We start from the raw sequence: 26,521 nt of genomic DNA, 5'->3' as shown, positions 1-26,521 counted from the left end.
TTCAATATAGCTTTGAGCAGCGCAATTGAAGGGCCGCTTTGGACACGTTTCTGTCCTTAAAGCTGTTGCGGTTCGCAAGCTCACCAGCAACCTACATTGTGTTTAAATTTCTAACGGAGTTGAATGCGAATTTGTTGGTTGCGCGAATACGGCTGGTTTTTAAAGCGGGAATTGGGGTGGGAAAAAGTAGTGCTTTATATCCATAATTCCATAGCAGCCGAGCGTGTATCCAAAATCCGTAACACCTTTCCTTGGGGCTGTAACTGCTTGGTCATTCCTGTGACGGAAACCGCATAGTCTATGCGGTTTTGTGTGGGGGATGATATTACACCTTATTTCAGCGGGAAATAGATATCGGTAAGCAGGTCGCACTCATCCACTTCGTGAATAAAGTTGATGTAATGAAAAAAGCAGGGGTAGTCCCGCATTTCTTCACCGCTGTTGGGGAGCCATTCGCGAAAGAAGGTGTAGATGCTGGTGTCCAGATTGCGATGGCTGCCTTTGTGGCGAATCACCGCGCATTTGCCGCCGGGAATTTCTCCGGTTTTTACACCGTAGTCATTCGCGGGAACATCGCTATCTATAGTGCCGCAAACATCCCAGCGAAATTTTTCCGGTTCGGTGGTGTTGGGATCGCTGTAGGGAATGCCAAAGGTCTTGCTGGTTTTTACGGGTGATAGCCCGGTGGCTTTGCGCCATGCAATAAATTTTCCTGCTGTCGCCAAGACTGTTTCAGGTGAGCCTAGATGTTCCAGCAGCGCGACTTTCGTGGTTTCAAATTGAATAACATTGACGTTCATCGGGATGTCTCCATAAGGCTTTGGCTGAAATTCAAACCGCAAATGCCATTCTGGCCAATTGGGTTTCGCCCTGAATTCAGATGGCGATTGATCAAAGGCGCGTTTGAAGGCACGCGCAAATGCTTCGGGGCTTTCAAAGCCCGCTTCCAGCGCTATATCAATAACCCGTTTTTCATTTTCAAACGCCAAGCGGTATGAGGCGCGCTTTAGTCTGGCGAGCTGAATATAGCGAGTCGCACTCATGCCGGTATAAACCGAAAATAGCCGATGAAAATGGTATTTTGAAAACGCGGCTACATCACTCAGTGCATCAAGCGTTAAGTCTTGGTTGATGTTCTGATCGATGTATTCGCACACTTTGTTTATACGTTTGTCGTAGCTATTGATCGGGTCGTTGCTCATTTAATCATTCGTGTTTGGAATCATTCTGTTCAGGTGCCAGCATCATGCGAGCTTTTTAAGCGTTGTGCCTGATCGAGATTGCTATGTTGTTGGTTTTGGTTTCAGTCTAGCCATTTTTTGTGACCTGAAAACAAAAAAGCCGATGCATTTCTGCATCGGCAAGGGAGGGCTCCATTACAAACCGGAGGTTGGTAATGAGGCTATGGAGAGCTCGTTGAGACTGGGTGGAATTTATTGTTTGGTCAGTTGCCACCAGTTGATATTCCAGCCGCCTTTGCGCACAAAAATCGCTAGGTCTTGCTGGCCTGCTTGTAAGTTCACGGTGATGTTCACCGTCTGCCAGTTTTGCCAGCCACCTGTATTGGGCACGGTCACTACACCTAAATCCGAACCGTTGCGGCTGAGTACTAAAGTGCCGCCCGAGTAGGGCGATGCCACGCGCACTTGCAGGGTGTAATTACCGCCGGTGGGGATGTTGATGGGGTAGCTCATCCAGTCGTTGTCATCGGTGCTGCCTGCGTTAAAACCGCCGCCGGAATCGTTTGTGATTTCCATGCGGATGCCGCTGTGATCTTTAAACATTTCGGCTTCGATACGCTGACCCACTTCGGCTTTCCAGTTCATCCAGGTGGCGATGCTTTCATTGCGCACTAAGGGCTGGGTGCTGAATTGTTTAAACCAGTTTTCGATTTGCGCCGCGCTCGCATTGCTCACATTTATCCCGTTCATGCCGCCGCCATTGCTGGAGTTGGTGACCATGCCCCAGTTCCAGCCGCTGGTATCGCCATTGGAGCCGGTGGATGAGGTGGTTTTCCACGCCCAGTTGGTGGCTGCCCAGCCGTAGCTGTTATAGATGTCGTAGGTTTTACGGGTCATCTGGCCGCCGTAGCTGCCGAGCAGTGTCCAGGGTTGGAATTCGCCGACTAAGAAAGGTGTTTGCAATCCGATGATTTTGTTGCGCCAATCACAGCTTTCGCCCAAACCGTTCTGATTGCAGTGCAGCCAGTTCGCATGCACGTTGGCTTGGTAGGTGGGCTCTTCGGAGGCACTATTCCAGCCCCACAAGCCAGGGTAGAAGTGCATCCAGGTAGAGACGTTAGTGCGGCCGTTGTTCGGGTTTCCGTAAGCGTCGATGCCGGAATTGTGGCCGGGTAATAAGATGATGTGATTGGCATCTTTCGCGCGCACTACGTTGAACAATTCATAAGAACGATTGGCGAGAGTGGTCGCGTCTGTGCCCCAAGGCTCGTTCAACAAATCATAAGCGGCGACAGCGCTGCGGCCGTTGTAGCGCTGGGCGATCATATCCCACAGCCATTTAGTGCGATCCCAGTAGTTGGCGTTGGTCCAAAGTTGCGCTGCGCCTATACAGCCGTCGTGCTGCTCGGATGCTGCCGCTTGGCCGCCGACGGCGCCGTGCAAATCGAGAATGGTGTACATGCCGCGTTTTTCGGCTTCATTGATCGCCCAATCCAAATACTGCCAGGCATCGGGGCGCAGATTGTAAGGGTTGTATTCGTCTTCAATCAGACTGTAAAGGAAGGGGATGCGCACCACGTTCATGCCCATGGCCTTCATCATGTCGAAGTCGCGCACAGTGATAAAGTTGCTGCGGAACACTTTCATCAAGCGTTCTTTTTCGCCATTGCCGAAGCGTTGGGCGAGGGTGGATTCGAGTGTGCATTGGTCGTTTATGCCGCCGTTGTTGGTGGACATAAGCCCGCCCATCATCCAAAACTCCTGGATCAGCCAGTTGCCCAGATTGGTGCCGCGCAAGTCCACGCGCTGATTGGTATTGGCGTTCACCCAGAGGTGGCCGTTTTGTTTGATGGCGGGCAGTGGCGTCCAGCTTTGGGTTTGCACCGGGACGATTCTGAACCAGTTGAGGTTGAATCCGCCGGCATTTACCTTGATGCCAAAACGATGCACACCCGCGCTCAAGGTCACGCGCTGTTTGATGGTGGTCCAGTTTTGCCAACCGCCAGTGCCCGGTATGGCGATGCTGCCATAAGCGGGAGTTCCGCCGGCCTCTTCAAAGGTGATATTACCGCCGCCGCTAGGGCTGGCGATACGATACTCAATATCGTAAGCGCCGCCGGTGGCGATGTTGACGGGATTGTTGCTGTAGGCCATCCAGTCGTTGGCATCGATCCAACCGACATTCTGGCCGCCGCCGGTATCGCTGGTATTTTCCAGCTGCACACCGTTCATATGACTGTAGGCTTCCGCCTGTAGGGTGGCGGGCGGATTAACCTGGCTCGCGCTGTAGTGACTGAATAATGCGCTGCCGAGGCAGAGCGCAATTGCTGATTTGTTCATTGTTGAGTACCTGTAAAGTTATTGTTATTTGCCACAGAGTACGAAAGCCTGATTCCGCGTTACGGCATTCCCTGTTGTTATGCGCTGGATTTCGTGACAGTGAGAATAAGCCGGTGCATTAAAGGCTGTCGTTCGAGAGTAAAAGTGGTACTTAAAAAAGATGAATGCGAACGGGTTCGAGTGCGGGAAAGATGGTCGTACTGATTAAAAACCTATGGATCCCCGCAGGCGGAGATGACGATTCCCTACTTTGGCGTCATTCCCGCTCGCGGGAGTCCAGCTGCACCTCTTCGTCACTCCAGCTTGCGGAAGTCCTTTGAGTCCTTTGGATTAGCTCCGCTGGTCTCCGGTTCACCCAAGCGGCCATGACTAGACCTTATAGCATGAGGTTAATCTTGCTACTGGCACTCCGTCATTCCCGCTTGCGGGAATCCAGTTTTGATTTTTGATTAAGACCTATGGATCCCCGCAAGCGGGGATGACGATTCCCTACTTTGGCGTCACTCCCGCTCGCGGGAGTCCAGCTGCACTTCTTTGTCACCTCCGCTCGCGTGCGTCGATACATTCCAGCGTATTTCCGCTAGCCCGCTTGGTTCATCTTCTATAGTATCCGGCGTGAAACAAATGGCTGCGGCACATGATCGCAGCCATAAAAAATAAGAAATTTTGGGGGAGAAACCATGAACCAGGTAGTTTTCAACTTCCACGATGTCATCCTGTTGATGACCGCAATGCTCTGTTGCTGTTTTGCGCTTTTACTCATCGCCACCAATCCGCCTAAAAACATCAGCAACTACTTTCTCGCCGCCTTTTTAGTGGCGCACGCGCTGATTCCTCTGCACGAACTCATCCTCTGGGGGGCGGAATTTAAACTGCAGGTGCGCGCGCATTGGCCGCAGGTCTATTTTGTCGGCGCCTTCGCCTATTATCTGGATGCGGTGCTGCTCTACTTTTATGTGAAGTCACTGGTGTTCCGCGATTTTCACCTTCGCCCCAAAGATTATCTGCACCTGATTCCCTTCGCCTTGTTTGCGCTATTTATGGTATTTGCGTTTTATCGCTTCCCCGGCGCACTGCGGCAGGAGTGGATAAATACCGAAACGTTTGTCTACAGCCCCGGCTACATAGGTATGGATGTGCTGATCAAATGCCTGCGGGTGGGTTACTGTGTAGCGGGCTTTCTGTTGATTTATAAATACAAAGACATACTCAAAAATACCCACTCCAATATCGAAAAGGTCGATATTCTCTGGCTCAAAATTCTAGTGGTAGGTTTTACCCTCGTTACCAGCATGGAGGCCTTTCTCGCCCTCGCCAAAATAGCGGGTCTATTTGTGCAATACGATTTTCTGCATCCCGATCCTGACGGCAACCCCATCGAGTACATAGGTTTGAGCGGTTATTACGCGCTGTTTGTATTGGTGTGTACTCTGGTCTTTACCAGCATGCGCTATTTCAGCAATTTTGAAGCGGTAAAACAAAAAGACACCAAAGAACCCGCCAAGAAAAACACCCAGGAAAAACTGCTCAACCCGGAATATGCCGCAAAAATAGATGGCTTGATGCGCGCGCAACAAACCTATCTCAACCCGGAATTAACATTGGATATGCTCGCCGATACCCTTGCGATTCCGGCAAAAGATTTGTCGATGATTATCAACCGCCACTTCAATTTAAATTTCTACGAATTTGTTAATGGTTACCGTATTGAAGAGGCACAAAAGCGCCTAATCGACCCAGCCAACAAAGACAAAACCATTACCGATATTTATCTGGAAGTCGGCTTTAACAGCAAATCGGTATTCAATACATTTTTTAAAAAACTGGTAGGCAAAACGCCGTCGGAGTATCGCCAGCAGCCAGCGGCTGTGGCCGGAAACTAATATGCAACAGTTTGTGATTTATGCGCTGGGAACCGGTGGCGATATTGACCCAATGGTCGCGATGGGGATTGAATTGCTTCGGCGAGGTTACCAAGTCAGCTTTTTATCCAACGATTATTTTCAACCCAGAATTGTTGCAGCGGGGCTGGAATTCATTTCAGTCGGCACCATTGAGCAATACCATAAAGGTAATAGCGTTACGGCTTGGGAATCCAGAAATCACGTCGATAACTTTGAGCACTACCATGCCCCTGCGTTTGAACCCGCGTTTAACTACGTGAAAAGCTTGGCAGGAAAGCAAGTATTGGTTCTGGCGCTCGGCGAAGAAAACGGCGCAGCAGCAGCGGCAGAAAAATTCAGCCTTCCTTTTATAAAAATGCTGTTATCACCCAACATTGTATTTTCAGCCTACAGCCCGCCAGCGCCGATGAAGTGGGCAATCCCTAAACGTATTCCACGCTTTATTGTGCGCTTTTTGTTGCGCCGCAATCGCAAAACCCGCTTCAAGGTATTTTTCAGAGTGGAGCACACGCAAACCTATTTGGCTACGCGCAAACGCTTGGGCTGCCCGCTGACATTTCAAACGGAATCCGCTGCGTTGTTGCAAATTGGTTTCTTCCCCGAATGGTTTGGTATGCCCGCCAAGGATTGGCCAACCAATTTAAAACTGGTGGGGTTTCCATTGCAGAATCGCGCCAGTATGAATAGCCGCGCTGAATTAGATGCTTTTATCGAACAGCAAGGCGCGCCACTGATTTTTACCTCCGGCACCGGCGTAAAAGATGTGGAGTCGCTGTTTACCGAAGGGCGAAAAATTTGCGAGCAATTACAAGTGCCCGGCGTATTTGTCGGTGGGGCGAGCGGCGCAGAACTCTTGCAAGGTTCTTCACTTTGCTTGCATCTGGATTACATCGATTTTGAATACGCTTTGGCAAAATCCCTGGCGATTATCCATCACGGCGGTATGGGCACCACGGCGCAAGCAATTAAAGCGGGAATTCCGCAGTTGATTCGCCCCATCAAATACGACCAACCGGATAATGCCGACCGTATTTATCAATTAGGTTTGGGGACTTATGTAATGCCGGAGAAATTTAAGGCAGAGCAGGTCGCTCCTATGCTTGGCAATATGTTGCAGAAAGCTAAAAGTTCTAAAGCACTGCGGCACTATTCTGTGGATGTTAGTAACAGTAGTGCGATTGTAGATGCTTGTGATTTGATTGAGCAGGTGTGTAAAAAAGCGGAAGTGAAATCAACGAATTTGATGGGAAAGGTTGCAGTGCACTCCTGAATGAGCGAGTGCGTTCCTATATGGCCTAATCGCCAAAGTCAATTAGTGGCTGGTAAATTCAGGGTCAAGGTAGTAAGCGGCGCGTTTACCTTTGTACTTATACAACCCTAATAAATGGAATATCCAAGTGCCTTTAAATGCTTCGGTAATCGTAATAGGCTTATCAAATTGATCGATAAAGTCCTCGTCGGTCTCTTTTTCTGATGTGTCAACGTTATATTGGGTAAGCAGACTACTTTTAATGGTGACATCAGGGTTAGCCTTTTGGTAGGTAAACGTAAGCGTGTCACCTACCAAAAAAGTTTCGGGCATTTTATTTTGCGGTAACGGCGGCTTAATTGCGGGCGTGCCTGTTACCTGAAAATCCACTTTAGTGACTTGGCTAGCTTTTATCTTCTCGGGAAACAAAAGCGTGAATGTATATTTGGTATTTTTGGGCTTTGTTGGCTTTGTTGGCTTTGTTGGCTTTGTTGGCATGTTGAATCCTTTTGTTAACAGTTTAAAAATCACCGCTTGCGCGGCGCAGCTCTAAAAGGTCGGGTTCTGCTTGAATTAACTTCAGCGGGTAACCAAGTTCTACCGCTTTGGTGAGTGCTGTTATAGCCGCTTCACGCTCACCTAATAACTCATAAGCCAAACCCGCACGAAAATGAACACTAGCACTTTTTGGCGCAAGTGCCATTACACGTGCTAACAGCGGCTCGGCTCGTGTGCGATCGCCTAGCCGTGCTGAGTACAATCCCATGCGGGACACAAGTGTTGCATCGTCCTTTCTGCGTTCTAACAGAGGCGTTAGTAAATCGCGTGCTTTACGATAGGCTTGTTTCGCTTCAGCTTCGCGTCCTGGAATCCAAAGTAAAGTATCTGCCAAATTCGCCCACGCGAGATGGCTATTTGGATTGCCTTTAGTGGGTGATACTGCTGCCTCAAACGTAGCAGCAGCGTCCACATAATCACCGCGAATAAACAAAGTTGCTCCTAAATTGCCGAGTAGGATCGCACTAGAGCGTATCTGTAGGCCTTGTTGTAGCACCTGCATGGCCTCATCAGTACGGCTTTGACGTTCCAAAGCAAAGCTGAGACCGGCATAGGCTGCAACGGCATCAGGCTGTAGTTGAATGCTTAATCGATAAGCGTCTTCAGCGTTTGTATAGTCACTTTGCTCCGAGTAGATGTTACCTAGTTCGTCGGCAAAGAAACGCTCTTGAGGAAACTGCCTTAAGCCCTGTTGTGAAAATTGAATTGCTTCGTCGTAACGTTGTGCCAAGCGCAGTGTGGTAACTCTACCGCGCCATGCAAAAATATTGGTCGGCTCAAGTGCGAGTGCTTTCTCAAACGAGGTGAAGGCTTTTTCGTATTCGGCTTTGATCGTCGATACATGTCCCAATGCAACATGCACCAGTGCAAGCTGGGCATTTAGTTGCAATGCCTGCTGTGCACTCGCATCCGCTTTTTGCATCCAAATAGGATCTTCATAGTCCCCGACATATCGGTAACTGTATACCAATGATAGACCTGCCACCGCGGCAGCGTTATTAGGTGTATGCGAGAGAATCCTGTTAAAGCTTTTTTCGGCTGCTTCCAAATTGCCCTGCCGGTCGAAGAATTTGAGCGCTTCCAATGCCTTCTTAAGTTCACGCGCTTGCGAATAGGGTTCTGTTTCTTCCTGCTGATTTGTTGCAATGTCATTGCTGGTTTTAAATAGCTGTAATTGCCACACCGCCACCGCTGCAAGAATCAATACACTGAATAAGCCAAACCCCACGCTGATTTTATTGTCAGCCACATAATTCTTAATCGACAGCCAACGCGATTTTTTCGGTGCTGTATTAACCGCAACAAAGCGCGTTTCAAAGGTGGGGTGATCTTGCGTTTTTACGGCGCGATTAATCCCGGTATGTTTCACATTCGATTGATTCGCCGCACTGCCATTGGGAATCAGCGCCTGTGTCTCATCGCTGACAAATTCGTTTTGCAGCTGTATGTGGCTTAACGCTTCAAACTGCACGGCGACCCAGTGGGTATTGTCCGGGCGTTTGGCGGGGTCTTTGCTGAGTAGCTGGCCGAGCAAGTCATTAATCTCGGCGGGCAAATTCGGGTTGTGTTTACTGGGCGCTATGGGCGGATGGGAAATAATCCGCTGCATTAATTGCAGTTTATTGTTGGTGTCGCCAAACGGATGGGCACCGCACAGCAATTGGTAGGCGAGTATGCCGAAGGAAAATAAATCGCTTTTAAAATCGATGGCTTCGCCCATCGCCTGCTCGGGTGACATGGAGCAATAGCTACCGGCGACGTGATCGGTCAGGGTGGCGTTGTAGTCTTGCGATTTGGCGATGCCTAAATCGGTAATCTTGGCGACGTTGCGCTGGTTGATCAGAATATTTTCGGCTTTTAAATCGCGGTGAATAATGCCCGCGTCATGCGCAACTGCGAGGCCTTGGGCGATTTCCGTCAGCCAGCGCATGCGCTGCGCGAAGGGAACAATATGTTCACGCAGGTGCAGCTGTAAATTTTGCCCCTCTACCAATTCCATCACCAGCGCGAGCTGGTCGGGCGCTTCGATAAAATCGTAAATCTGCACAATATTCGGGTGGTTTAATTTCGCCAGCAGCAGCGCTTCGCGTTTAAATCGCTCGACGTAGTGGTGTTCAAATAATTCGGTGCGCAAACATTTAATCGCCACTTGGCGATCCAGCCGCGTGTCGCGCGCGCGATACACCAAACCCATGCCGCCGCGCCCAATACAATCGTGCAGCTCGTAGTGCCCGAGCTGAATCAATTCAGCCGGTGCTGCGTTGGTTGATGGGGGGAGGGAATTATTCATTTAGCATTCAACGGCTTTTAGGTGGCGAGACGAGGGTGAGTTTGTTGCCACGGTAGATTTTGAATTTTTCGCAGCCAAAACGAATTTTACCGCCGCGCCGCTCCAGCAGGCACTGCTGACCTTCGGCATCGGGCAGGCTGTCGGCGAGTTGTTTGCGTGCGCGGAAAATCTGGATATTCATATGGGTGCCATCCACGCCCAGTTCAGCGGCGAGTTGGTCGGCATAAACCCAGCCCTGGCTTTTGCTATCCAAGCCGCGCTCGGCATCTTCCGCGCGGTGGCGGGCGAGTTGCAGTAACAAATAGTGGTGAGTGCGCACTGCCAAATCCAGCGTCTGCTGGTGATGCAATTCGAGCTGGGTGGTTTCTTCATCCAAGCTCATATTAAAAATAAATTCGTAATCATTGATGTGGCGGGAAGATTTTGCTTCGGTCGGGCCGTAAATCTGTGCGCGCACAAATTGCCAGTGGCTATTGTTGAATTGCACCAGGTCGCCATCGTTAAGTTCCGGCTGCTCGTGTTCGCTCTGCTGGTGCAGTGCCTCGCAGTGCCATTGCTGGGCGCGCTCGTTGTAGAAAAGGGCTAGTTCCGGCTGTTCGGCGTCGGGCAGCAGGTGGTAGCGCGAGAGATAAATCGGTTCAACGTCTGCGGGGCTGCTATCCAGCGGCCAGAGCATATCGGCGGGCGGTGCCAGATTGATCACCTTAAAACCCGGGTCGGTCTGCTCGGCGAAATGAATTTCATCCTGCAAGCTCAAGTCGCGGGTATCGCCCTGATTGAGGTTGTCGCCATTGACCCAAGTGCCGTTGAGACCGAGATTTTTCAGGCGCCAATGGCTGCCGGTCCATTCAACCGCCGCGTGTAGTTTTGATACGTAGGGTTTGTTGATGTGTGTATCCACGCTTGCGGCGAGTCTGCCAAACGTGTGATGGGGTGCGAGGGGAAAGTAGTTCTCTGCAGCGACATCCAGCAAATAAGCCATAGTTTTTCCGCGTAAAAAGTAAGCGTCTTCAGAGCGCAGCGGTGCCAATTCTTTAGCTCCTTTGTGTGAATGCTACCCGCGCGCCGAGATTGTGTGTAATGGCCTGTAATAGGCAATTTCTTATAAAGGCTATAGATTGCCACAAGATGCCCAAGTTTTCCCACCTATTGTCTGCATGAATCAAGAGACTATCGCCATGATTGCCCTCTTTCAAGCTACCAAGAACCACAAACCGGTCGCCCGCGCTATCCACAAGTTCAACCAGTCCGCTACGGCCAAGTGGGTGCCGGTCAACAAAAGTTTTATTACGCTCAATAAAATCATCCTGCGCGCTGCGGCTGAGCGCTTGGGGCTTGCTTATATGGCGATCACTTTGCGCTGCGTCACGCATCAGGGCTATCGCCATTTATTGCTGGTGAATGATGTGCAGGATTTGCAGCTGGCCGCCGCTGGGCGAGTGGAAGAGTTTTTTATCTCCACCCAAGAGGTGAATCATTCTCCCTTTGAGGATTTTGTTGCCGCGAAGGCATTTAGTTTGTCGCTCAATTTCAAACAACCTCAAGGCCAGCCGCAGCGGTTGGGGTATTTGGTTGCACAGGTTGCGTCGGGCGTCGCTACGTCGGGCGTCGCTACGTCGGGTGCAGATGCTAAATCCGAGTGGCTGGCGAAAGAGCTGGCGCTGGTGGCCGATGAAATTATCCGCACCATTGGCCGCTATCAGACTCGCTACCGCGCGATCCATATTTATGGCGACCAGAGTTACTGGATCGGCAATAGCAAAGCATTGCGTCAATTGGATCAACGGATTGATCAATTGGCCAAAGGGAGTAAGCCGGTATTGATCCGCGCCGATAAAGGTTGCGGCAAAGTGATTGCGGCGCGCAGCCTGCATTGTTTATCGCGCGCCGATACTGCTCCTTTTATCGAATCTGACTGCAAGGAATGGGAGGAGGGCGCAGCGGCAAGCATTCTGCAATCGCTGCATACTTACGCCAATGGCGGCACTTTATTTCTGCGCAATATCGATGGTTTGTCGGCAGAAGGTTTTCAAGCGCTGCGTAATTTTTGGCTCAAGGCTGCCAATACACAATTCGATGGCGCTTACAGCGTGCGTTTGATTATGAGCCTGAGCCGTGTGAATGCATTGCTTGCACCCATGCAAGCTCAATGGTTGGCGCAGTATGCGCAGGAGCTGGCGCTGCCCACACTGCGTCAACGTCACGGCGATTTACGCGATCTCGCGCAGTTTTATATTCGCGAATTTGCACTCACCGCCGAATTCGATTTAACCGAAGAAGCCTGGCAGTTATTGGAGATAACTGAAGCCCTGACTGATGTTGAGCAATTAAAAACGGCGATTCAAAAGCTCGCCCTGATTGCCAATGGCACGCTGGTATCAGCGGAGGAGTTGCGCGCGGTATTGGATTAATTCTGCTGTCTGTTTTTCCTCTCAATTAATCTGCTCCCGGATGCGGGAGTGACGATGGCTATTTGCAGGGTTATACTTCCCCGTCTTTTATCCTGACCCTGTAAGATTGCAGGGTGTCATCGGACTCTGGTTATGAAAATTGCAGTTGTATTGGTGTTGCTCTGCCTAAGCCTTGGCGCCTGTGGCCAAAAGGGCGCGCTCTATTTGCCTAAGCCTGACAATCCCCAACCGCCTGCTCCGCAAACCCAGCCTGCTCCTAAGGTTGAGCCGGCGAATCTTGCTGACTAATTCCTACTAATCCGCCCTACCGCTTTTTGATCGAGATTTCTTATGCAACATTTCACCGAACGCAATGGCGAACTCTACGCTGAAGATACTCCACTGAGCGCCGTCGCCGAGCGCTTTGGCACTCCCTGTTATGTGTATAGCCGCGCGGCCTTTACCCAGCAGTATTTATCCTACGCGCAGGCGCTGGGTGCACACCCCGGCATGATTTGTTACGCGATCAAAGCGAATTCCAATCTCGCCGTATTAAATATGCTCGCCAAACTCGGTGCCGGTTTCGATATTGTCTCTGGTGGTGAATTAGAGCGGGTATTGCTCGCTGGTGGCCAACCATCGCGCATTGTGTTTTCCGGTGTGGGTAAAAGCGCCGATGAAATTGCGCGCGCACTGGATGTAGGTATTTTCTGTTTCAACGTTGAATCAGAAGCGGAACTGGAATTGCTCGCGCAGATCGCCGCCGAAAAAGGCAAGGTGGCGAACGTATCGCTGCGGGTAAATCCGGATGTGGACGCTAATACTCACCCGTATATTTCTACCGGTTTAAAAGAAAATAAATTCGGTATCGCGATTGAGCGCGCACCTGCGGTGTACGCACGTGCAGCACAATTGCCAAGCCTTGCAATTAAAGGTCTGGATTGCCACATCGGTTCCCAGCTTACCCAGCTCACGCCATTTTTGGATGCGCTGGATCGCTTGTTATTGTTGGTTGATGAATTGGCCAGCAGCGGCATTCATATTTCCCATCTTGATTTGGGTGGCGGTTTGGGCGTGACCTATCGCGATGAAACACCGCCGCCGGTGGCCGATTACATGGCCGCTATCAAAACCAAATTGGGCGATCGTAAATTAGCGTTAATGTTTGAACCTGGCCGCTCCATTTCGGCAAACTCGGGTGTGTTGCTCACCAAAGTGATGTTTTTAAAACCCACCGAGCATAAAAATTTCGCCGTGATCGATGCGGCGATGAATGACAATATTCGCCCATCGCTGTATCAAGCTTGGCAAAACATTCGCGCGGTAAAACCGCGTGCAGGTGTAACAAAAAAATGGGATCTGGTCGGCCCGATTTGCGAAACCGGCGATTTTCTTGGTAAAGACCGCGATCTGGCCATTGAACCGGGCGATTTACTGGCGGTAATGTCCACTGGCGCCTATGGTTTTAGCATGAGTTCCAACTACAACACTCGCGGCCGCGCTGCAGAAGTGGTGATTGATGGTGATCAAATGCATTTGGCGCGCGCGCGCGAAACCTTTGAAGATATGATTCGCGGCGAAATGTTGTTGCCGGAATAAGTTGCGAGAGGCACTAGGAAAAAAGATGCGTTTACGTTTTAGCAAAATGCACGGTTTGGGTAATGACTTCGTGGTTATCGACGGAGTCAGCCAAAGTGTGCGTTTAACGCCGGAAAAAATCCGCTACATTGCCGACCGCAATTTTGGTGTGGGCTGCGACCAAATTTTATTGGTCGAAACACCCGATACGCCCGATGTGGATTTCCGCTATCGCATTTTTAATTGCGATGGCAGCGAAGTAGAAAACTGCGGCAATGGCGCGCGTTGTTTTGCGGTATTTGTGCGCGAGCGTAAACTCACCGGCAAAAATATTATCAAAGTGCAAACCGCGGGCGGTTTGATCGAGTTGCGTGTGCAACAAGATGAACAAGTCAGTGTCGATATGGGCGCGCCGCGTTTGCAACCGGCACAGGTTCCCTTTGTCGCGGATGCACAAGCAGTGACTTATCCTTTTGAGGTGGCAGGTAACAGCTACTCAATTTCTGCGGTATCCATGGGCAATCCCCACGGTGTACTGGTGGTGGATGATGTGAAAACGGCTCCGGTTGCCGAGCTCGGTCCTTTAATTGAAAATCACCCGCGTTTTCCGGCGCGTGTGAATGCCGGTTTTATGCAGATTGTGTCGCGCAATGAAATTAATTTGCGTGTATTTGAGCGCGGGGTAGGCGAAACTCTCGCCTGCGGCACGGGCGCTTGCGGCGCAGTGGTTGCGGGCCGTTTGCGCGGCTTGCTCGACGCAAAAGTGAAAGTAAATCTGCCCGGTGGCAGTTTGCACATAGAGTGGCCGGGTGAAGGTCAGCCGGTGATCATGACGGGGCCTGCGGTTACCGTCTTTCATGGACAAATAAAAATATAAGCTTATGAACGAAAAAATCCCCACGCTTGCAGATCCATTGGAACCGGAACAAATCGAAGCCTACTTGCGCGAGCATCCGGATTTTTTTGAACAGCACCAGGATCTTCTCGCCGAAATTAGTTTGCCCCATGAATCGGGTTCTGCGGTGTCGCTGGTAGAGCGGCAGGTGTCGATTCTGCGCGAGCGCAATATCGACATGCGCAATCGCCTGAGCAAATTGCTCGACAACGCACGCGACAACGATAAATTATTCGACAAAAGTAAACGCCTGGTACTGAGCCTGATTGAAGGGCAGGATATGGGCGATATTATCGATGCGCTCTACTATAGTTTCGATAAGGATTTTAATATTCATTACACCAGCCTGATTCTGATTGGCAATGCCGATAAAATCCCCAGCAGTCAGGCGCGCATAGTGTCTATAGGTGAAGCGCGAGAGCAGGTGGGCACACTGTTGAAAAATAGCCGCGCGGTCTGTGGCACGCTGGGTGCCAAAGAAATGAAATTTATTTTTGGCGAGCACGCGAGCGAAATTGGCTCAGTTGCAACTGTGCCGCTAATCCACGGCAGCGTGTTTGGTCTGCTCAGTGTGGGTAATCGCGACCCGCATTATTATCGCTCCAGCATGGGCACTTTGTTTTTGAGTTATATTGCTGAAGTGCTTAACCGTTTATTGCCGAAATATTTGCCGCGTTAACCCTTGATACTTTCTGGGCGCGCTTAGCGGAGATTTATGACCGACCTTTCTCCACCGGCTGTTCCCTTGCCCTTCGCTGAACAACTCGCGGCGTTTTATATTTATATTCGCAGCGAGCGGCAGTTATCCCTGCATACCCAAACCAGCTACGCGCGGGATTTGGAAAAATTCCAACATTTTTGCGCTGAAAAATCCGTTAAAGAATTGCATATGCTCGGCGTGAATCACATTCGCATGGCTGTTGCACAATTGCATCGCGAAGGGTTAGGCGGGAAAAGTTTGCAGCGCTGGCTGTCATCGCTGCGCAGTTTTTTTCAATTTTGTATTCGTCGTGGCTGGCTTAAAAACAATATTGCCGACGGCATCACCGCACCCAAATCCCCCAAACCCTTGCCTAAAGTATTGGATGCCGACCAAGCCGCGCAATTTGTGCAAGTGGAAGGCGATGATTTTATTAATAAACGCGACCGCGCTTTGGTGGAATTAATTTATTCATCGGGTTTGCGTTTGGCCGAAGCGGTGAGTTTAGATCTCGTCGATATCGACTGGGGCGATGCCATGCTCACCGTCACTGGTAAAGGCCGCAAAACCCGCACACTGCCTATTGGCTCTCACGCCGTCAGCGCACTCAAAGACTGGTTGGAAGCGCGCACGCTCTACACGCAAAATGATGAGCAAGCACTCTTCACCACCCAGCGCGGCCAACGCATCAGCCATCGCGCTGTGCAAATGCGCATGCAACAACTCAGCATCAAACAAGGCATGGACAACCCCGTCCATCCCCACATGCTCCGCCACTCCTTCGCCAGCCACATGCTTGAATCCAGCGGCGACCTCCGCCTAGTCCAAGAACTCCTCGGTCACGCCAATATTTCAACCACTCAGGTTTACACCCATCTCGATTTCCAACACCTTGCGAAAGTTTATGATCAAGCGCATCCGAGGGCGGGAAGGAAAAAAGATGTGGATGATGAGATGTAACGTGAAAGCAAAAGGAATATTGATCGTTATTGTATTGTTATTGTTTGCTGTTGGTTATTGCGCATTGGCTTCATTCTCGGAGCATCGAGAATATAAAAAATTCAGCATCGATTACTGGCTGCTAAATCCTACAGAAATATCGAGCATTGCTACTTTCTGCCAAAATGAACCTACTTTTATTTATAGCGCAGCCGATGGTGCAAAGCCGCTAGTGGTGCAGCTTAAGTGTATTGCTAGTGGGAAAGAGATTGCTCGCCATCTTGAACAAGCTGATTTTGCCCAAGATGATGCGGGAATTTATAAAAAAGACGAAACTCAAATTGAGCTTGCACTCGATGCAGGTGGGAAGATGATTGCGGCAACGTTGCTTATGTTTTTATAGCTTTTATCGCGCCTAACTTCTTAAACCGTCCCAATTAATTCAATTTTAATTTGCTTGCCCAGCGCCTGTGCGGCGCTGGCAAGTGTGGTTAGTGTCAGGCTTGTGTCGTTTTCATCTAGCAATCTATCCAGTGATGAACGGCTGGTATTCATGCGTTTTGCCATGCTGGTTTTGGTGAGATGTTGCAACTCCATTTCACTTTGAATTTGCCAGGCAATCACACGCTTAACGGCAATAGCGGTAACGTCATCCAGCATTTTTTCTTCGGCGAGAAAATCTTCAAAGTCGCTGCCGATATGAGAGTTTACTGACTTTTTCATAAATTACCTTTAATGAGTTTGAGTCGATTTTTAGCGACTGCTAATTCAGTGGTTGGCGTCTTTTGGGATTTTTTTATAAATCCGTGTAACAGAATCATTGTGTCACCTTGCATCGTAAATAAAACTCTCGCGATGTTATTCGTGAGGTTGATGCGGACTTCCCATAATTCGCTATCCAGTTTGCGAACCAAAGGCATACCCAAAGGCCAACCTATTTGAACGGTGCGAATGTCTTCGCCTATGGTTTTGCAATCATCCCTTGGCAGGTTTCGCAACCAGTCTCTTACCGGCTCTGTTCCAAGTTCGGTTCTAAAGAATTTGGCAATCGATGGTAATGGCGGCATGATGTCAAAGTGTCCCTTTTTTGATCAAGTGTACCATTATTGGTGCATAAGTAAAGGTGGCGTAAGAGGGGAGGCGAGGGAGAGATATGAAAGAGTGCTGGAATTAATCTATAAAAACGCACCCTCTGCTGAGAGTGCGTTGCGATAAAAATCTAATCGATTTTAATCCGACTTTTGCGTAAGAACTAATTGGCCATCTTGTACTGGGATGCGTGAGCCTGGGTCGTATGACATTTTTACGGTGGATTCTTTTTCATCGAAACGATAGGTCACGTTGTAGCCGGTAATATCTTCGCGGGTTTCGTAAACTGTTTTGCAGCGTTGCTCAACTGTGGTGTAGGTGTCACCTTTTTGCATGTTGGCTTGCACTTTGTCACCGGCATAGCCACCGGCAACTGCGCCTGCAACGGTTGCGACTTTTTTGCCGTTGCCGCCGCCGACTTGATTGCCCAGAGCACCACCGACAACGGCGCCAATCACTTTACCGGCAATACGATTTTGGTCTTGCACGGGTTTTTGGCGCACAATGGTTTCGTCGCGGCATTCTTGGTGTGGAATTTTGGTTTGTTTGGTGATGGGGGTACTGCTGACCACTTCTGCGTAATTCGGTTCTTTTAATAATTGGTAACTGCCGATCGCGCCGCCAGCAGTGGCAACGCCTGCGCCTAAAATTGTGCCTATAACCATTGATCTGTTCATGTGAATCTCCTGCTGTTTTGCCCCTCATTTCGGGGGATGAGCCAGTGTAGTCAGGCCTCAACTTAATAAAACCTTAATAACAGTGGTGACAGATTCAGCTTGCGGCATAGCCGTCATTTACTCTGTGCGCTGGTCAACATTCGATGTCTGCTGGCATTGCCGATGGCGTAATATCCTGTCTTGGACTTTAATTAACTTTGATCTTTTCTCCGGGCCTAACAGCTGCCGGTAAGTGTGCAATAGGTTATAGCTGGTATGGTTTGTTGTGGCTGCAGAGCTGTTAGTATTCCCCTTATTGATACCGCGTTGACGAGTTTCTGTTTATGTTGAATTTTTCCGCAATTCCCTCCGAGTTACACGCCCAAGCCCAGCGCTACTGGGATCAGTTTGAGGCGGCTATTCAAAGCCAACATTTGGCGCATCCGCGCGACTTGTTGCCAGAGTCGGTTTCTGTCGATGAGTTTTCCCGCCAATTGACCTGCGCATTTGTGGCGAGTGAGTTTATCGCCAAGACCGTGGCGCAGCGGCCGCAGTATTTGCTTGAGTTGATGCAGTCTGGCGAATTGTTTGACGTGCAAACCGATGCGCATTTGGATGCATTTGCCGCAGCGGTGAATGCGTGTAATAGCGATATGGAATTGGATAAATGTCTGCGCCACCAGCGGCAGATGGCGATGATTCGGATTATCTGGCGCGATTTGAATCGTATTGCGGATATGCGGGTGATTACAGCGGAACTGTCGCGTTTTGCGGATAAATCCATTTTGCTCGCGGCGGAGTTTCACTATCGCACATTGGAAAAAATCTACGGCACACCCATCGGGCGCGAGTCAAATTCAGCGCAGCCGTTTATGGTGTTGGGCATGGGGAAATTGGGCGCGGGGGAATTAAATGTCTCGTCGGATATAGATCTGATTTTTACCTATCCCGAAAGTGGTGAAACCAATCACGCCAGCCGCGCGGTTAGTAACCAGGAATTTTTTATCAAACTCGGGCAAAAATTAATTAAGAGTTTGGATACGGTCACTGCCGATGGTTTTGTGTTTCGTGTGGATATGCGTTTGCGCCCCCACGGGCAAAGTGGTGCGCTGGCGATGAGTTTTGTTGGCATGGAGGATTATTACCAAACCCAGGGGCGCGAGTGGGAGCGCTACGCAATGATTAAAGCGCGCACAGTGGCTATGGCGGGTGGTGAAGGGCAGATCGCCGCGCGCAAGTTGCTGCGCAAAATGTTGCAACCATTTACTTATCGTCAATATATCGATTTCAGTGCGATTGAATCGCTGCGTGAAATGAAGGGTTTAATTGCGCGGCAAGTGCAGCGCAAGGGCATGAATCTGGATGTGAAATTGGGTGAAGGCGGCATCCGCGAAGTGGAATTTGTAGTACAGGTATTTCAATTAATTCGCGGCGGGCGCGATGCGCGTTTGCGCAAACGCAAAGTGCCGGTGCTGTTGCCATTTTTAGAGCAGGAAAATTATTTGCCGCCGGGCGCGGGTTCGGCATTGCTTGAAGCCTATATTTTTTTGCGCAATACCGAGCATGCGATTCAAGGCTTTCAGGATAAACAAACTCAATCCTTACCAGTTGATCCGGTCGGGCAATTGCGTTTGGCTTGGGTGATGGGCTTTGACAGTTGGGATGGTTTTTTTGAAACGCTCAGCCGTTATCGCCAGTGTGTGAATGCCGAATTTAAAGCGGTGATTGCCGCACCCGAGGAAGAGGATTCCATCGACCAAAAAGTACTGAATTTTTGGTTGGGTTTATGGGAGGGCAGCCTGCAGGGTGAAGACGCGATAAACGCACTGGAGGTATTTGATATTGAAGGCGCGGCGGCACTGCTAAAAAACCTCGCCGATTTGCGCGAGAGCCGCACGATTCTGTCGATGCAGGCGAGTAGCCGCACGCGCCTTGAGGCGTTTATTCCGCGCTTGCTGCAAGCCTTGGTGCACGAGGCGCAGCGCGGCAAGTTGCCGCTGACCATCGCCGAGACATTTGCGCGCATAGTGCCGCTGATTGAAGCGATTGCACGCCGCAGTGCTTATTTGGTGCTGTTGGTGGAGAACCCAACCGCCGTGCAGCAGCTCATCAGCCTTTGCGCCGCCAGCCCTTGGATCGCCGACCAACTGACGCAATACCCGGCGCTGCTCGATGAGTTGTTAACGCCCGAGAGCCTTTATACCCCGCCGGATAAAGACTTGCTGCGCGATGAGTTGCGCCGCGATGTACTGCGCTTGAATTGGGACGATCTGGAAGGTCATATGGAAGCGCTGCGCTACTTTCGCTCGGCCCATGCTTTGCGGGTGGCGGCGAGTGAAGTGAGTGGGGCGCTGCCGCTGATGAAGGTGAGCGACTACCTCACCTGGATCGCCGAGGTGGTTCTAGAACATGTGCTGCAATTGAGTTGGGAGCATATGGTCGAGCGCCATGGTCGCCCCAAACGTGCCGATGGTTCGGTGGATACATCACCGGATTTTGTGATTGTCGGTTATGGCAAGTTGGGCGGGATCGAGCTGGGGCATGGTTCGGATCTGGATTTGGTGTTTATCCACAACACCGATGCCAATCTCAGCAGCGACGGCGAACGCTCCATCGACAACATTACCTTTTATACCCGCCTCGGTCAGCGCATTATCCATGTGCTCAATACCTACACGCCCTCGGGCAAGCTTTACGAAGTGGATATGCGGTTGCGCCCGTCCGGCAACTCGGGGCTGCTGGTGACGTCGCTCGCCGCGTTTGAAAAATATCAAGCCAATGAAGCTTGGACTTGGGAGCACCAAGCGCTGGTGCGGGCGCGAGTGGTGGCGGGTGATGCGCGCTTGGCTGAGCTGTTTGAAGCAGTGCGCCAGCGGATTCTGTCGCAGTCGCGGGATTTGGATCAGCTGCGTACCGATGTGAGCGACATGCGCCGCAAAATGCGCGAGCAGTTGGGTAGTGAGGGGAAATCCAAAGCAAATGCGCTAAACAGCTCCAAAGCCCCCGCGTTATTTAATTTGAAACAGGATGCCGGTGGTATCGTGGATATTGAATTTATGGTTCAATACGCGGCTTTGGCTTGGGCCGCTAAGGCGCCTGAGATCATCCGGTACACGGACAACATTCGCATACTCGGATCACTGGAAGAGGCAGGCATACTCGATGCCCAGTCCGTGGCCCACCTGATCGCGGCTTACAAAGCATACCGATCCACCGGGCACCGCCTCGCGCTACAGCGACAAGAGGCGGTACTAGAAGGCGACAATCACTTCCTGAGCGAGCGCGCGCAAGTCACCGCTTTGTGGCAGCAGCTAATCGATCACGACTGATAGATCGCCCCGAATAGAATGCAGTGCACGGCTGAGGCTGAGCCTGACAATTCCCAACACAGACTTTTTTACACAGAAATCTTAACAAAGAATTTGGAGTTGCTATGTCTTTTGCCGATCGCGACGGCGTTATATGGCTTGATGGTGAACTCATTCCCTGGCGCGATGCCAAGGTTCACGTCTTAACCCACACACTGCATTACGGTATGGGTGTTTTTGAAGGCGTGCGCGCTTATAAAAGCGACACTATGGGCACTAGTATTTTCCGTCTGCAAGAACACACTGATCGCCTGTTCCGCTCAGCGCACATCATGCGCATGAAAATGCCCGTCACTAAAGATGTGGTGAACGAAGCGCACAAAATGGTGGTGCGTGAAAACGGTTTGGCCGAAGCCTATTTGCGCCCTATGGCGTTTTACGGTTCCGAAGGTATGGGCTTGCGCGCCGACAATCTGAAAGTACATGTGATGGTTGCTGCCTGGCACTGGCCGTCGTACATGTCGCCGGAAGCGCGTGATCAGGGCATCCGTATCCGCACTTCCAGCTACACTCGCCACCATGTGAATATCTCCATGTGTAAAGCGAAGGCTAACGGTCACTACATCAACTCATTGTTGGCGTTGCAAGAAGCGTTAGACAGTGGTTGCGAAGAAGCGCTGTTGCTCGACGCTGAAGGTTATGTAGCAGAAGGCAGCGGCGAAAATTTCTTCTTGGTGCGCGATGGCATCATCTACACACCGGAATTGACTTCTTGTCTCGATGGCATCACCCGCAACACCATTTTCCAATTGGCGGCTGATTGCGGTTATACCATCAAAGAAAAACGCATCACCCGCGATGAAGTGTACATCGCCGACGAAGCATTCTTTACTGGTACTGCGGCAGAAGTATTGCCGATCCGCGAGTTGGATGGCCGTATTATTGGCGAAGGTCGCCGCGGTCCAATCACTACCCGGTTGCAGGATTTGTATTTCAAATCCGTGCGCGGCGAATTGCCCGAGCACACCAACTGGTTGGCGCCGGTTGCAAAATAAAGTACGCCATAACGGAGCCGAATGGCTCCGTTATCGTTTTGGTGTTATGTATTTTTTACTAATGGTTCTGCGTTAATACTGCTGCTGTTATTGTTCAACTTTGAATGAACTCTCGCCTATGACTGACATTGACTTTCCTGCTGAGCTAAAACAAATCCAAAAAATTTTGGTGATTGGCCCCGCGTGGATTGGCGATATGATGATGGCGCAAACCTTGTTTAAATTACTCAAGTTGCGCAACCCGCAAGTGCGCATCGATGTGCTTGCCTCGGGTTGGACACGTCAATTACTCGCGTGCATGCCGGAAATTCATGATGTGATTGATATGCCGCTCGGCCACGGCACTTTTGGTTTGCGCGAGCGACGTGCACTGGGGAAATCCCTCGCCGGCCATGGTTATGAGCAGGCGATTGTTTTACCCAATTCTTTTAAATCGGCATTTGTGCCTTTTTTTGCGGATATTCCACTGCGCACCGGCTGGCGTGGCGAATTGCGTTACGGTTTATTAAATGATGTGCGTGTGCTGGATAAAAAACGTTATCCGTTAATGGTGCAACGTTATGCGGCCTTGGCGCTACCAAAAAATGCAGCACCCCTAACAGAGTTTCCTTTTCCAGAATTAAAAATAGATCAAACCCAGCGGCCACAATTATTAACAAAGTTTGCATTGCAGCTTCAGCGCCCGGTGTTGATACTTTGCCCAGGAGCAGAATACGGCCCCGCCAAGCGTTGGCCAGAACATTATTTTGCTGAAGTGGTGGATGAAAAAATTCGCGCCGGTTGGCAGGTGTGGTTAATGGGGTCTGCAAAAGATCATCCGGTGGCCGACGCCATCCGCAATTTATTATTAGATGAAGAGCGTGCGCAGTGTTACAACCTTGCCGGTGGCACCAGTCTCGCCGAGGCGATTGAATTAATGGATTGCGCCGATGCGGTACTAAGCAATGATTCGGGTTTAATGCATATAGCGGCGGCGCTGCAAAAACCGCTTGCCGTTATTTACGGCTCTACCTCGCCCGAACATACGCCGCCGCTGACGCAGCAGGTGAGTATTATCAGCAATCAAATCGAATGCTCGCCGTGTTTTGAGCGTGAATGCCCGAAGGTGCATCACAAATGTCTGCGTGAATTAATGCCGCAACACGTATTAACGGCGCTCAACGCGCTTATTGCTCAAACTACGGTAGTCACCGTGGAAAATATTAAATGAAATTAGCTTTTGCTATTTTTCGCTATTTCCCCTTTGGCGGTTTGCAGCGCGATATGCTGGCGCTTGCGCAAGCGGCGGTTGAGTGCGGCCATCAAGTGAGCATTTTTTGCGGTCACTGGCAGGGTGAAAAAATTTCCGGCATCGATGTCATCGAAATAAAAAGCTCAGGTTTTTTTAATGTCGCCGGCGTGAAAAATTTTGTCACTGCATTCCAACAACAATATCAGCGCGAGCAATATGATCTATTAGTCGGCTTTAACAAAATGCCGGGGCTGGATGTGTATTTTGCCGGTGACAGTTGTTTTGCGCACAAGGCTTACCGCGAGCGCAATTGGCTGTATCGTTTGTCGCCGCGCGCGCGGTTATACCTCGCCTATGAGCGAGCAGTGTTTGCCGAGTCCAGCACAACCCATATTCTTTCGCTGGTCGCCAGCGAACAACAACAGTTTGCGCGTTATCACGCAACCCAACCCGAACGTTTTCACACACTGCCACCGGGAATTTCAGCGGCGCACTTGGCGTGTGCTAATCCGAGTGCCGCTCGCGCGGCCTTGTGCCATGAATTGGGTTTGTCGCGCGACACTAAAATTATTCTGTGTTTAGGCTCTGGTTACAAAACCAAAGGGGTTGATATCAGCATTAATGCTTTTGCTGAATTAACCCAAATGACTACCGATAAAATCGCTTTGGTGATTGTGGGTAAAGATGATCCGCACGCCTATCGCCAACAGGCAGTGCAGGCGGGTATAGAGCAGCAGGTATTTTTTCTCGGCCCGCGCAGCCCAGTGGGTGATTTGTTGCATGCTGCCGATGTGCTGTTACATCCTGCACGCAAAGAGTTGGCTGGGAATGTCATTTTGGAGGCCATGTTGTGCGGCTGCCCGGTAGTGGCTTCCGAGCATTGCGGTTATGCGCCTTATGTTGTCGAACAACAAATGGGACGGTTAATTCCATCTACCGCGTCGCCATTGGCCATTGCCCAACAGCTGACTGAAACGCTTGCGGTGAATAAACAAGTCTGGCGCGCCGCTGCAGAATCTTTTGCGCAAACAAGTGATGTTTTTTCCCGCCCTGCGGTTGCGGTGGCGGCGCTGGAAAAAATAGCTGTGGCCAAAAAGAATTTGGTTGCAGGTTCTTCGTGTGCACAAGGCGCGGCAGCACCGGTTGTGATCTTGCGCGATGAATTAATCGATAGCTGGAAAGGCCAAGATGTATTTTTCTTGATGGAAAACATGCAGGGAGCGATCGCTCGTGAGATGAAAGATCGCCAGACGCTGCGTTTTGAAATAAATGGGCGGGGCTACTATCGCAAATGGCATCGCGGCGTGGGTTGGTCAGAAGTAATTAAAAATCTGCTGCAATTACGCTTGCCGGTATTGGGGGCAAATAATGAGTGGAACGCGCTGAATAAATTGCGTGCGCTGAATGTTCCCAGCTTGATCCCTGTTGCCTATGGTGTGCGCGGTAAAAATCCGGCGCGCCAGCAGTCATTTATCGTGACCCGTGAATTGACCGATGTGATTCAGCTGGATCATTTTTTTGAACAGTATTCAGTGGGTATTAAGGCCAAACGGCGCATTTTGACCAGTCTCGCACGAATTGCGCGTGAACTGCATGCGGCAGGTATTAATCACCGCGATTTTTATCTGTGCCACTTTATGCTGAAAACAACATTTATCGCCGACCAGGGGCAGACGCCGGAAATCTATTTGGTTGATCTGCATCGCGCCCAGTTGCGGCCACGGGTACCTGAGCGTTGGCTGATAAAGGATTTGGGTGGTTTGTTGTTTTCCTCGTTAAATTTACGTTTTTCTCAGCGCGACTATTGTTATTTTATGCAAATTTATTTTGCCCAAAACCTGCGCACTGTTTTTACACAACAAAAAACTCGGTTGGGCAAAATCGCCGTGCGTGCCTGCACAACCTATCGCCGCGATTTTGGCCATGATCCACTGTTGTTTGCTCAAAGGAATTAATGTTTTGATGAAACTGTTGCAGCGCGAGTGGCGCGAACAAAAGTTGTTGGCTTGGTCATCTGCTGGCTTGTGGGTGTTTATCGCGGCGTTTTTATGGTCGCCTTCGCGCGATGGGCTGGAAGCAATTTACGCACTCGCATTTTTTATACCTATGGTGCTTGTATTGCCCTGGCGTAAACCAGAATTTCATCAATATGGCGGTTGGTTTAGTGCGTCTGCATTGGCTTATGCAACATGGAGTTGCATGACTAGCCTGTGGGGCGATGGTGCAGGTTTTTTAATCTTGCAACTTTTTATTCTCGCTTCCTGGCTGTTGGGTTCTGCTTGGGTGCTACACAAAAAAGTGCCGGATTTGAATAAGTTATTGCAATGGTTTTTATGGTTAGGTGCCGCGACCGCGCTGGTAAATATTGCAGTATTTTATGCGAGCCATCCGCTGGCAGCGCGATTGGAGGGAATTACTATTGCGCGCGCACCAACCTTGGTTGGGCAAGTCTACGGTGTGGTGGCATTGGTTGGAATTTTATTGTCTTGGCGCATCGATTGTTTCAAATGTGCGCTTGGAATATCACTCGCCTGTATTCCGGCGCTGGCCGCGCTGGGTTTATCGCAAAGCCGCGGGCCCTTGTTGGCCTTGGTAGCGGTGTTGGCAATCGGTGTTTTTTGGCTGCGTCCCGCGTGGAAAATTTTGTTGGTGCAGTGTGTTGCGGCGCTGCTCGGTTTAGTTGTGTTATTTCTGTTTTTTCCGCTCGATCAATTATTGTTGGAGCGCGGCGCCTCATTTCGCGATCAAATCTGGCTTGATGTGATTGCGCAAATGCGCGCCGAACCCAGTTTGTTTTTGTGGGGCATAGGTATGGGCGAGGCTACCGACATTATGACCTCTGCTGGCGAGTATCATCACGCCCACAATGCTTGGTTGGATATTTTTTATCGCACGGGTGCAATTGGCTTGTGTCTGGCTGCAGTGCATTTGCTGCTGCTGTTGCGGGCTGCGCGCCGCCATCCGCAATTGGCGCCGCTTGTACTTTGGTTTGTTTATGGCTGCGCGTGCCTATTTGTAGATTCGCGCAGTTTATTTTGGGAGATAGATGCCAAGTGGCTGCTCTATTGGGTGCCCGCTGCGTTATTGGCCGCACTTATGCCACGTGCAGCGACCAATACTCCCCTAGTTGCAAAAACTAAATCTATCACTGGATAAGT

General features: G+C 50.4%; 22 protein-coding genes. 14 read left to right on the top strand and 8 right to left on the bottom strand.

Annotated features, from left to right (window positions below; translation table 11 throughout):
• Positions 1-332: 332 nt before the first annotated feature.
• Positions 333-1,202, bottom strand: coding sequence for an AraC family transcriptional regulator (locus tag AC2CG4_RS13020; RefSeq protein WP_484486668.1), 870 nt, complete (start codon positions 1,200-1,202; stop codon positions 333-335).
• A 231-nt stretch (positions 1,203-1,433) separates the two neighbouring features.
• On the bottom strand, positions 1,434-3,521 hold the full coding sequence (locus AC2CG4_RS13015) for a carbohydrate-binding protein (RefSeq protein WP_484486667.1): 2,088 nt from the start codon (positions 3,519-3,521) through the stop codon (positions 1,434-1,436).
• A 680-nt stretch (positions 3,522-4,201) separates the two neighbouring features.
• Between AC2CG4_RS13015 and AC2CG4_RS13010 the strand changes: the two genes are divergently transcribed.
• Both AC2CG4_RS13010 and AC2CG4_RS13005 read left to right on the top strand, forming a co-directional pair.
• Entirely contained in the window at positions 4,202-5,404 is a 1,203-nt protein-coding gene (locus AC2CG4_RS13010) for a helix-turn-helix domain-containing protein (RefSeq protein ID WP_062064652.1), read from the top strand.
• 1 nt (position 5,405) lies between these two features.
• Entirely contained in the window at positions 5,406-6,695 is a 1,290-nt protein-coding gene (locus tag AC2CG4_RS13005; protein ID WP_484486666.1) for a glycosyltransferase, read from the top strand.
• Between the two features lie 42 nt (positions 6,696-6,737).
• Here the strand turns inward: AC2CG4_RS13005 and AC2CG4_RS13000 are convergent, their stop codons facing one another.
• The 3 genes from AC2CG4_RS13000 to AC2CG4_RS12990 all read right to left on the bottom strand — a co-directional run bounded on the left by AC2CG4_RS13000 (position 6,738) and on the right by AC2CG4_RS12990 (position 10,552).
• Positions 6,738-7,007, bottom strand: a complete 270-nt coding sequence (locus AC2CG4_RS13000) for a hypothetical protein (protein WP_484486665.1) — start codon at positions 7,005-7,007, stop codon at positions 6,738-6,740.
• A gap of 187 nt (positions 7,008-7,194) precedes the next feature.
• A complete protein-coding gene (locus tag AC2CG4_RS12995) occupies positions 7,195-9,522 on the bottom strand; it encodes a protein kinase domain-containing protein (protein ID WP_484486664.1) in 2,328 nt (775 codons plus the stop codon).
• A gap of 7 nt (positions 9,523-9,529) precedes the next feature.
• Positions 9,530-10,552 carry an FHA domain-containing protein gene (locus tag AC2CG4_RS12990; RefSeq protein WP_484486663.1) on the bottom strand — a complete coding sequence of 341 codons (1,023 nt, stop codon included), beginning with the start codon at positions 10,550-10,552 and terminating at the stop codon, positions 9,530-9,532.
• 148 nt (positions 10,553-10,700) lie between these two features.
• Here AC2CG4_RS12990 and AC2CG4_RS12985 point away from each other — a divergent pair, with 148 nt between their 5' ends.
• From AC2CG4_RS12985 to AC2CG4_RS12955, 7 genes are all read left to right on the top strand, one after another.
• Entirely contained in the window at positions 10,701-11,933 is a 1,233-nt protein-coding gene (locus AC2CG4_RS12985) for a sigma 54-interacting transcriptional regulator (RefSeq protein WP_484486662.1), read from the top strand.
• A 132-nt stretch (positions 11,934-12,065) separates the two neighbouring features.
• Entirely contained in the window at positions 12,066-12,221 is a 156-nt protein-coding gene (lptM, locus tag AC2CG4_RS12980) for an LPS translocon maturation chaperone LptM (protein WP_484486661.1), read from the top strand.
• Positions 12,222-12,263: 42 nt separating this feature from the next.
• Complete coding sequence (gene lysA / locus AC2CG4_RS12975; RefSeq protein WP_484486660.1) at positions 12,264-13,511, top strand: diaminopimelate decarboxylase; 1,248 nt, start codon at positions 12,264-12,266, stop codon at positions 13,509-13,511.
• 25 nt (positions 13,512-13,536) lie between these two features.
• Positions 13,537-14,367, top strand: coding sequence for a diaminopimelate epimerase (dapF, locus tag AC2CG4_RS12970; RefSeq protein WP_484486659.1), 831 nt, complete (start codon positions 13,537-13,539; stop codon positions 14,365-14,367).
• A gap of 4 nt (positions 14,368-14,371) precedes the next feature.
• Positions 14,372-15,064 carry a DUF484 family protein gene (locus tag AC2CG4_RS12965; RefSeq protein ID WP_484486658.1) on the top strand — a complete coding sequence of 231 codons (693 nt, stop codon included), beginning with the start codon at positions 14,372-14,374 and terminating at the stop codon, positions 15,062-15,064.
• A gap of 36 nt (positions 15,065-15,100) precedes the next feature.
• Positions 15,101-16,045, top strand: coding sequence for a tyrosine recombinase XerC (gene xerC / locus AC2CG4_RS12960; protein ID WP_484486657.1), 945 nt, complete (start codon positions 15,101-15,103; stop codon positions 16,043-16,045).
• Positions 15,990-16,427, top strand: coding sequence for a hypothetical protein (locus tag AC2CG4_RS12955; protein ID WP_484486727.1), 438 nt, complete (start codon positions 15,990-15,992; stop codon positions 16,425-16,427). The genes xerC and AC2CG4_RS12955 overlap by 56 nt, the downstream gene beginning before the upstream one ends.
• A 20-nt stretch (positions 16,428-16,447) precedes the next feature.
• Here AC2CG4_RS12955 and AC2CG4_RS12950 read toward each other — a convergent pair whose 3' ends face one another.
• From AC2CG4_RS12950 to AC2CG4_RS12940, 3 genes are all read right to left on the bottom strand, one after another.
• Positions 16,448-16,747 (bottom strand): XRE family transcriptional regulator, encoded by a 300-nt coding sequence (locus AC2CG4_RS12950; RefSeq protein ID WP_484486656.1) that lies wholly within the window; start codon positions 16,745-16,747, stop codon positions 16,448-16,450.
• The gene (locus tag AC2CG4_RS12945) at positions 16,744-17,091 is read right to left on the bottom strand and encodes a type II toxin-antitoxin system RelE/ParE family toxin (protein ID WP_484486655.1); all 348 of its coding nucleotides are present in this window, start codon (positions 17,089-17,091) and stop codon (positions 16,744-16,746) included. The genes AC2CG4_RS12950 and AC2CG4_RS12945 overlap by 4 nt, the downstream gene beginning before the upstream one ends.
• Positions 17,092-17,253: 162 nt before the next feature.
• Complete coding sequence (locus AC2CG4_RS12940; RefSeq protein ID WP_484486654.1) at positions 17,254-17,790, bottom strand: glycine zipper 2TM domain-containing protein; 537 nt, start codon at positions 17,788-17,790, stop codon at positions 17,254-17,256.
• 323 nt (positions 17,791-18,113) lie between these two features.
• Here AC2CG4_RS12940 and glnE point away from each other — a divergent pair, with 323 nt between their 5' ends.
• From glnE to AC2CG4_RS12915, 5 genes are all read left to right on the top strand, one after another.
• Complete coding sequence (glnE, locus tag AC2CG4_RS12935) at positions 18,114-21,098, top strand: bifunctional [glutamate--ammonia ligase]-adenylyl-L-tyrosine phosphorylase/[glutamate--ammonia-ligase] adenylyltransferase (protein ID WP_484486653.1); 2,985 nt, start codon at positions 18,114-18,116, stop codon at positions 21,096-21,098.
• A 104-nt stretch (positions 21,099-21,202) separates the two neighbouring features.
• Positions 21,203-22,132, top strand: coding sequence for a branched-chain amino acid transaminase (locus AC2CG4_RS12930; RefSeq protein ID WP_062064627.1), 930 nt, complete (start codon positions 21,203-21,205; stop codon positions 22,130-22,132).
• 118 nt (positions 22,133-22,250) lie between these two features.
• A complete protein-coding gene (gene waaF, locus AC2CG4_RS12925; protein ID WP_484486652.1) occupies positions 22,251-23,342 on the top strand; it encodes a lipopolysaccharide heptosyltransferase II in 1,092 nt (363 codons plus the stop codon).
• The gene (gene rfaP, locus AC2CG4_RS12920; protein ID WP_484486651.1) at positions 23,339-25,318 is read left to right on the top strand and encodes a lipopolysaccharide core heptose(I) kinase RfaP; all 1,980 of its coding nucleotides are present in this window, start codon (positions 23,339-23,341) and stop codon (positions 25,316-25,318) included. The genes waaF and rfaP overlap by 4 nt, the downstream gene beginning before the upstream one ends.
• 7 nt (positions 25,319-25,325) lie before the next feature.
• Positions 25,326-26,519, top strand: a complete 1,194-nt coding sequence (locus tag AC2CG4_RS12915) for an O-antigen ligase family protein (protein ID WP_484486725.1) — start codon at positions 25,326-25,328, stop codon at positions 26,517-26,519.
• Positions 26,520-26,521: the final 2 nt, after the last annotated feature.

It is taken from the genome of Cellvibrio sp. ATLC23 (assembly GCF_057196725.1).
This window is presented reverse-complemented; position numbering and strand designations above follow the sequence as displayed.